Genomic DNA, 6,522 nt, shown 5'->3' on the forward strand with positions numbered 1-6,522 from the left:
TGTGCGCGCAGCGGGGACAGGGTGGGGGAGCAGCCCCGCCTGCACGGCATGACCCGGGGCCCGACCTGCGGCTACGTGCCCGTCCAGGCTGTGGACCGACCACCCAGCGCAACCCTTGTCACCGGGTGGAGCGGCGGCCGTGTCCACCGTCCGTGCGACGTGCACCCGAGTGGGTGCCCTCGCAGAGGCGAAGGGTCGGCGCGGTGCCTTACGGTGCCTCCGTGCCCGGATCGACTCCCGACGCTCACGCGTGCCCCGAGGCGACCGGCCCGTCCACCTCCGCCGGCCGGGCCGGCCGTGCGCTCCCGGCTGCCCGGCCGCGCAAGGGAGCCGCGCCGGAACCGGCGAGGAGCGATCTCGCCGGCGGCCCGGCGAACCTCGGGGAGGTCGAGGTCCGGCGCAGCGCCCGCCGGCGCCGGACGGTGACCGCCTACCGCGAGAAGGGGCGGACCGTCGTCCTCATCCCGGCCGCCTTCAGCCCGGCCGAGGAGCGGCGCTGGGTGGCGCAGATGGTGGCCAAGCTGCAGACCCGGGAGGAGCGGCGCCGCCGGTCCCTCGGCGGCGACGACGAGCTGATGGACCGCGCCCGCGCGCTGTCGGCCGCCCACCTCGACGGCCTGGCCGAGCCGCTCAGCGTGCGGTGGGTGGACAACCAGAACCGCCGCTGGGGGTCCTGCACGCCCGCCGACGGCAGCATCCGCCTGTCGAGCCGGCTGCGGTCCATGCCCGAGTACGTCGTCGACTACGTCCTCGTGCACGAGCTGGTGCACCTGCTCGAGCCGGGCCACGACGAGAACTTCTGGGCGCTCGTCGCCCGGTACCCGCGCGCCGAGCGCGCCCGCGGCTTCCTGGAGGGCGTCGAGATGGCCGGCGCCGGCGACGCCGACGGCGACTCGGCCGACCTCGTCGACTAACCGGGCTGGTCGCCCTCGTCGTCCTGCGGCTTCTCGGCGTCCTCGGCCGTGAGCGCCGCCAGCTCGTCGTCCAGACCCTGGCGGGCCACGAAGTCCAGGGGCTCGTCCAGGTCCTCGGACGTGGGCAGCAGGTCGGGGTGCGACCACAGCCGGTCGCGGGCGTCCGACCCGTGCTGCTGGGTCATCGCACCCCACACCGTCGCCGCGTCGCGCAGCCGGCGGGGGCGCAGCTCCAGGCCGACCAGCGTGGCGAACGTCTGCTCGGCGGGCCCGCCCGAGGCGCGACGACGGCGCATCGTCTCGGCCAGGGCCGGGTGGCCGGGCAGCCGGTCCTTGGCGGCCTCGGCGACGACGGTGTCGACCCAGCCCTCGACCAGCGCGAGCAGGGTCTCGAGGCGGCGCAGCGCCATCTGCTGCTCCGGGGTCTCCTCCGGCTCGAGGACGCCGCTGCCCAGCAGCTGCTGGATGCTCTCCGGGTTGCTGGGGTCGATGCCGCCCTCCATGCCCGACATCGCCTCGCCGAGCTTCTGCTCGATGGCCTCGCGGTCGATGGTGATCCCGCGGGCGTAGGCGTGGACGGCGTCCTGCAGCTGCTGGCGCAGCCACGGGACGTGCGCGAACAGCCGCTGCGAGGCCGCCTCGCGCAGGGCGAGGAACAGCCGGACCTCGTCGGCCGGCCGGTCGAGGCCGGCGGCGAACGCCCCGACGTTCTGCGGCACCAGGACGCCGGTGCCCGCGGGGGCGAGGGGGAGCCCGACGTCGGTGCTGGTGACGACCTCGTCGGCGAGCTTCCCGAGCGCCTGGCCGACCTGGGCGCCGAACATCAGCCCGCCCATCCGGCCCATGATCCCGGCGATCGGCCCGAACGACATGGCCGCCTCCTGGGGGAGCGCGCTGGTCATGGCGCCGACCACCTTCTCGGCGAGGGGGTCGATCAGCGCGCGCCACGCCGGCAGCGTCTGCTCCACCCACTCGACCCGCGACCAGGCGGCCGTGCGCTCGATGCCCGAGGGCAGCTCGGTGACCTGGTCGAGCCACAGGTCGGCCAGCCGCAGCGCCTCGGCGACGGCGGTGCGCTCGGCGTCCGACGACGGCTGGTGCCCTGCGGCGAGCTGGCTGATCGCGCCCTGCCGGGCGAGGTCCCAGTTGACCGGTCCGCCGGACCAGTTCATGAGCTTCTGCAGCTCGGCGAACAGCGGCATCTTGCCGAGCAGGTCCTCGGGGGAGCCACCGCCGGCGATGCCGCCGAACAGCGCGCCCAGACCGAAGGGGTCGCCGGGGTTGCCGGGGGCGCCCCCCTGACCGGGCTCGCGGCGCTCGGGGTCGCGGTCGGGCAGTCCGAAGCCGAACGGCACGTCACTCATGCATCCACGGTAGACGCGTGATCTTCGCCGGGGTGGCGACGCGTTGCGCCCACGGCGGACAGGACGCGACGGCGCCGTCCAGCTCCGCCGCATAGGCTCGCCCGTCGTGACCCGCCGGATCGCCGTCCTGACCGCCGGTGTCGTGCTCCTGCTCCTCTTCGGGATCCTGGGGACGACGCTGCCGGTGCCCTACGTCGCGCAGGTGCCCGGGCCGACGTTCAACACCCTCGGCGACATCGACGGCGAGCCGATCATCGACGTCCAGGGTCGCGAGCGGAACGACGTGGAGGGCAACCTCAACCTGACGACGGTCGGCGTGAGCCGGGGCGGGCTGAGCCTCGTCCAGGCCGTGCGCGGCTGGTTCGACGACGAGGTCAGCGTCGTCCCGGAGGAGGCGGTCTACCCGCCCGACCGCTCCGAGGAGGAGACCCGCCGGGCCAACCGCCAGGCGTTCCTGACCTCCGAGCAGGCGGCCATGACGGTGGCGCTGGGCCGGCTGGGCTACCCGGAGAAGGTCGTCGTCCAGGGGCTGGCCGACGACTCCCCGTCGGAGGGCGCCCTCGAGGAGGGCGATGCCATCGAGGCGATCGACGGCGTCCCGACCCCCGACACCGACGCGCTCGACGAGGTGCTGACGGCCACCCCCGGCGGGTCGACGGTGACGGTCTCCTACACCCGGCTCGGCGAGCCGGGGACGGCGACGGTCACCACCCGCGAGGCCGAGGACAGGGAGGGGTCGCTGCTCGGCATCACGATCCTCGAGCAGCCGTCGGCCCCCTTCGACGTCGACATCCAGGTGGAGGACGTGGGGGGTCCGTCGGCGGGGCTGATGCTGACCCTCGGCATCCTCGACCTCGTCGGTGACGACGACCTGACGGGGGGAGCGGTGATCGCGGGCACCGGCACGATCGACGCCGACGGCGCGGTCGGGCCGATCGGCGGGATCCCGCTGAAGATGGTCGCCGCCGAGGAGATCGGTGCGGAGCTCTTCCTGGTCCCGGAAGGCAACTGCGCCGAGGCGGCCGCCGCGGCCGACCCGGGCTTCCCCCTCGCCAAGGTCGCCACGCTCGACGACGCCCTGGAGGCCCTCGCCGACTTCCGCGCCGGGCGCACACCGGAGACCTGCTGAACCGCTGACCTCGCGGGGAACCCCGTCGGCCCCCGCGCGTTGTGCTGGGATGACCGGGCGTCCCCCGTGTCACCGCACGTCTGCAACTGCCTGCAACTGAAGGAGAGCGCTCGTGGCCATGCGGCCCCCCGTGCCGGTGCCGACCCTGTCGCGCCGCGCGAAGCTGGTCCTCGGCGCCGTCGCCGTGCTGCTGGTGCTGTTCACGGCCATCGGCACGCTGACCAACGTCTACGTCGACTACCTCTGGTTCGACGAGACCAACTACACCGAGGTCTTCTGGACCGAGATCCAGACCCGGGCGCTGCTGTTCGCCGTGGCCGGGGTGGCCACCGGTGGTCTGGTCGCCCTGTCGATCTACCTGGCGTACCGGTTCCGGCCGACCTTCCGGCCGATGTCGCTCGAGCAGCAGAACCTCGAGCGGTACCGCCAGTCGCTGGAGCCGCGGCGCGGGCTGGTGCTCACCGCCGTCGCCGTCGTGCTGGGTCTGTTCGCCGGCTTCACGGCGCAGGGCAGCTGGCAGACCTGGCTGACCTTCCGCAACAGCACCGACTTCGGCCGGACCGACCCGCAGTTCGGCGTCGACCTGTCGTTCTTCGTCTTCGACTACCCCTTCTACCGCTTCGCGCTCGGCTTCGGGTTCGCCATCGTGCTGCTGGCGCTGATCGGCGCGGTGCTGACCCACTACGTCTTCGGCGGCCTGCGCCTGCAGACCCCCGGCCAGAAGCTGACGGCTGCTGCCCGGGTGCAGCTGTCGGTGCTGCTGGGCCTGTTCGTCGCGCTCAAGGCCGTCGCCTACTGGCTGGACCGCTACGGGCTGGTCTACTCCGACCGCGGTGACGTGTTCACCGGCGCCAGCTACACCGACGTCAACGCCCTGCTGGTCCCCAAGACGATCTTGGTGTTCGTCGCGATCGTCTGCGCCCTGGCGTTCTTCGCCAACATCTTCGTGCGCAACTTCCTCCTGCCGGCCGCCGCGCTGGTGCTGCTGCTGGTGTCCAGCCTGGTGATCGGGGTGGCCTACCCGGCGATCGTCCAGCAGTTCGTGGTGCGGCCCAGCGCCGACCAGAAGGAGGCGCCCTACATCGAGCGGGCGATCGCGTCCACGCTCGACGCGTACAACCTCTCCGACATCGACTACGTCAACTACGCGCAGGACGCGACCGGCGACTCGGTGGACACCGACGCCGCGCAGGCCGAGCTGCGCAACGACACCGAGACCATCCCGAACGCCCGGCTGCTGGACCCGAACGTCCTGTCGGAGACGTTCACCGCCCGCCAGCAGATCCGCAACGTGTACGGCTTCCCGGAGAAGCTCGACATCGACCGGTACACGATCGACGGCGAGACCCGGGACTACGTGGTCGCGGTCCGCGAGCTCAACAGCGCCGGTCTGTCGGAGAACCAGGGCAGCTGGATCAACCGGCACACCGTCTACACCCACGGCAACGGGTTCGTGGCGGCCCCGGCGAACGAGGTCGTGGCCGGCCAGGAGGGCGGCGAGCCCAACTTCACGACCCGCGACCTGCCCACCCGCGGCAACATCGAGGTGGACGACGACGGCGCCCGCATCTACTACGGCGAGCTGATCCAGCAGAACGGCCAGGACGTCTACTCGGTCGTGGGTGCGCCCGAGGGCTCCGAGCCGCGCGAGTTCGACCGGCCGGAGGACGGGTCCGACGAGGGCCAGGTCAACAACACCTACGACGGCGAGGGCGGCGTCGAGATCGGCAGCTTCTTCCGGCAGCTGACGTTCGCCATCTACTACCGGGAGCGCAACTTCCTGCTCTCCGGAGCGGTGAACGACGAATCGAAGGTGCTCTACGTCCGCGACCCCCGGGACCGCGTCGAGAAGGCGGCCCCCTTCCTGGAGGTGGACGGCGACCCGTACCCGGCGGTCATCGACGGGCGCGTCACCTGGATCCTCGACGGCTACACGACCTCGGACGCCTACCCGTACTCGGAGCTGCGCGACCTCGGGACGACGGCCGCGGACTCGCTGACCGGCGCCGGCACCACGGCGCTGCCGAACGACCAGTTCAACTACATCCGGAACTCGGTGAAGGCGACGGTCGACGCCTACGACGGCACGGTCACGCTGTACGAGTGGGACCAGGAGGACCCGGTCCTGCAGACGTACATGAAGGCGTTCCCGGGCACGGTCACCGCCTACGACGACATCCCGGACGAGCTCATGAGCCACGTCCGGTACCCGGAGGACCTGTTCAAGCTGCAGCGCGACATCCTGACGCGCTACCACGTCTCGAACCCGGTCGACTTCTACAACCAGAACGACCGTTGGCAGGTGCCCGACGACCCGACGCAGGACACCGATGCCGCGCAGCCGCCGTACTACATCCTGGCCCAGCGGCCCGGTGACGACGAGGCGTCGTTCCAGCTCACCAGCGCGCTGAACGCCTTCAACCGCGAGAACCTCTCCTCGTTCATCTCGGCGTCCAGCGATCCGGACACCTACGGCGAGATCCAGGTCCTGCGGTTGCCCGGCAACACGCCGTTCCGCGGGCCTCAGCAGGTGCAGCAGTCGTTCATCACGAACAACCAGGTGAGACCTGACCTGACCCTGTTCAACAGCCAGGAGTCCCGGGCCGTCTTCGGGAACCTGCTGACGCTGCCCATCGGCGAGGACGGGCTGCTCTACGTCGAGCCGCTCTACGTGCAGGGCACGGGGGAGAACTCCTTCCCGCTGCTCCAGAAGGTCCTGGTGAACTACGGGGACCGGGTGGGGTACGCGAACACGCTGTCCGAGGCCCTCGACCAGGTCTTCGGTGCCGGAGCGGGGGAGTCCGCCGCGGACAGCGGTGACGCAGGCACGACGCCCGATCCGCAGGAGGAGACCCCGTCGACGCCGGAGGCCCCGACCACGCCGCCGGACGACGGCGGCGGCACGCCGGCCACCCCGGGGACGGAGCAGGCGGTCGAGGACATCAACGCCGCCCTGGAGGCCCTGGCCACCGCGCAGCGCAACGGCGACTTCGCCGGTCAGGGGCAGGCGCTGGAGGACCTGCAGGAGGCCGTGACGGCCTACCAGCAGGCGCAGCAGGCAGCCGGCGCCACGCCGGGCGGCTGACCGGCCGGGTGGGGAGACCGCGGGACCCGC

General features: G+C 72.2%; 4 protein-coding genes. 3 read left to right on the forward strand and 1 reads right to left on the reverse strand.

The features are described from left to right. Nucleotides 1–221 precede the first annotated feature (221 nt). Nucleotides 222–914 (forward strand): M48 metallopeptidase family protein, encoded by a 693-nt coding sequence (locus ACI78T_RS16080; RefSeq protein ID WP_456559121.1) that lies wholly within the window; start codon nt 222–224, stop codon nt 912–914. Here ACI78T_RS16080 and ACI78T_RS16085 read toward each other — a convergent pair. Next, nucleotides 911–2,278 (reverse strand): zinc-dependent metalloprotease, encoded by a 1,368-nt coding sequence (locus ACI78T_RS16085; protein ID WP_456559122.1) that lies wholly within the window; start codon nt 2,276–2,278, stop codon nt 911–913. The two genes, ACI78T_RS16080 and ACI78T_RS16085, sit on opposite strands and share 4 nt — an antisense overlap. Before the next feature lie 106 nt (nt 2,279–2,384). On the opposite strand from ACI78T_RS16085, the gene ACI78T_RS16090 reads away from it, so the two are divergent. Beyond that, complete coding sequence (locus ACI78T_RS16090; RefSeq protein WP_456559123.1) at nt 2,385–3,407, forward strand: YlbL family protein; 1,023 nt, start codon at nt 2,385–2,387, stop codon at nt 3,405–3,407. 118 nt (nt 3,408–3,525) lie between these two features. Then, nucleotides 3,526–6,492, forward strand: coding sequence for a UPF0182 family membrane protein (locus ACI78T_RS16095; protein WP_456559125.1), 2,967 nt, complete (start codon nt 3,526–3,528; stop codon nt 6,490–6,492). Nucleotides 6,493–6,522 lie beyond the last annotated feature (30 nt).

This window comes from Blastococcus sp. SYSU D00922 (genome assembly GCF_054050495.1).

Bases quoted from the DNA above. Each gene is read 5' to 3' on its own strand.
- ACI78T_RS16085 (WP_456559122.1), bottom strand. From the start codon at position 2,278: ATGAGTGACGTGCCGTTCGGCTTCGGACTGCCCGACCGCGACCCCGAG.
- ACI78T_RS16095 (WP_456559125.1), top strand. From the start codon at position 3,526: ATGCGGCCCCCCGTGCCGGTGCCGACCCTGTCGCGCCGCGCGAAGCTG.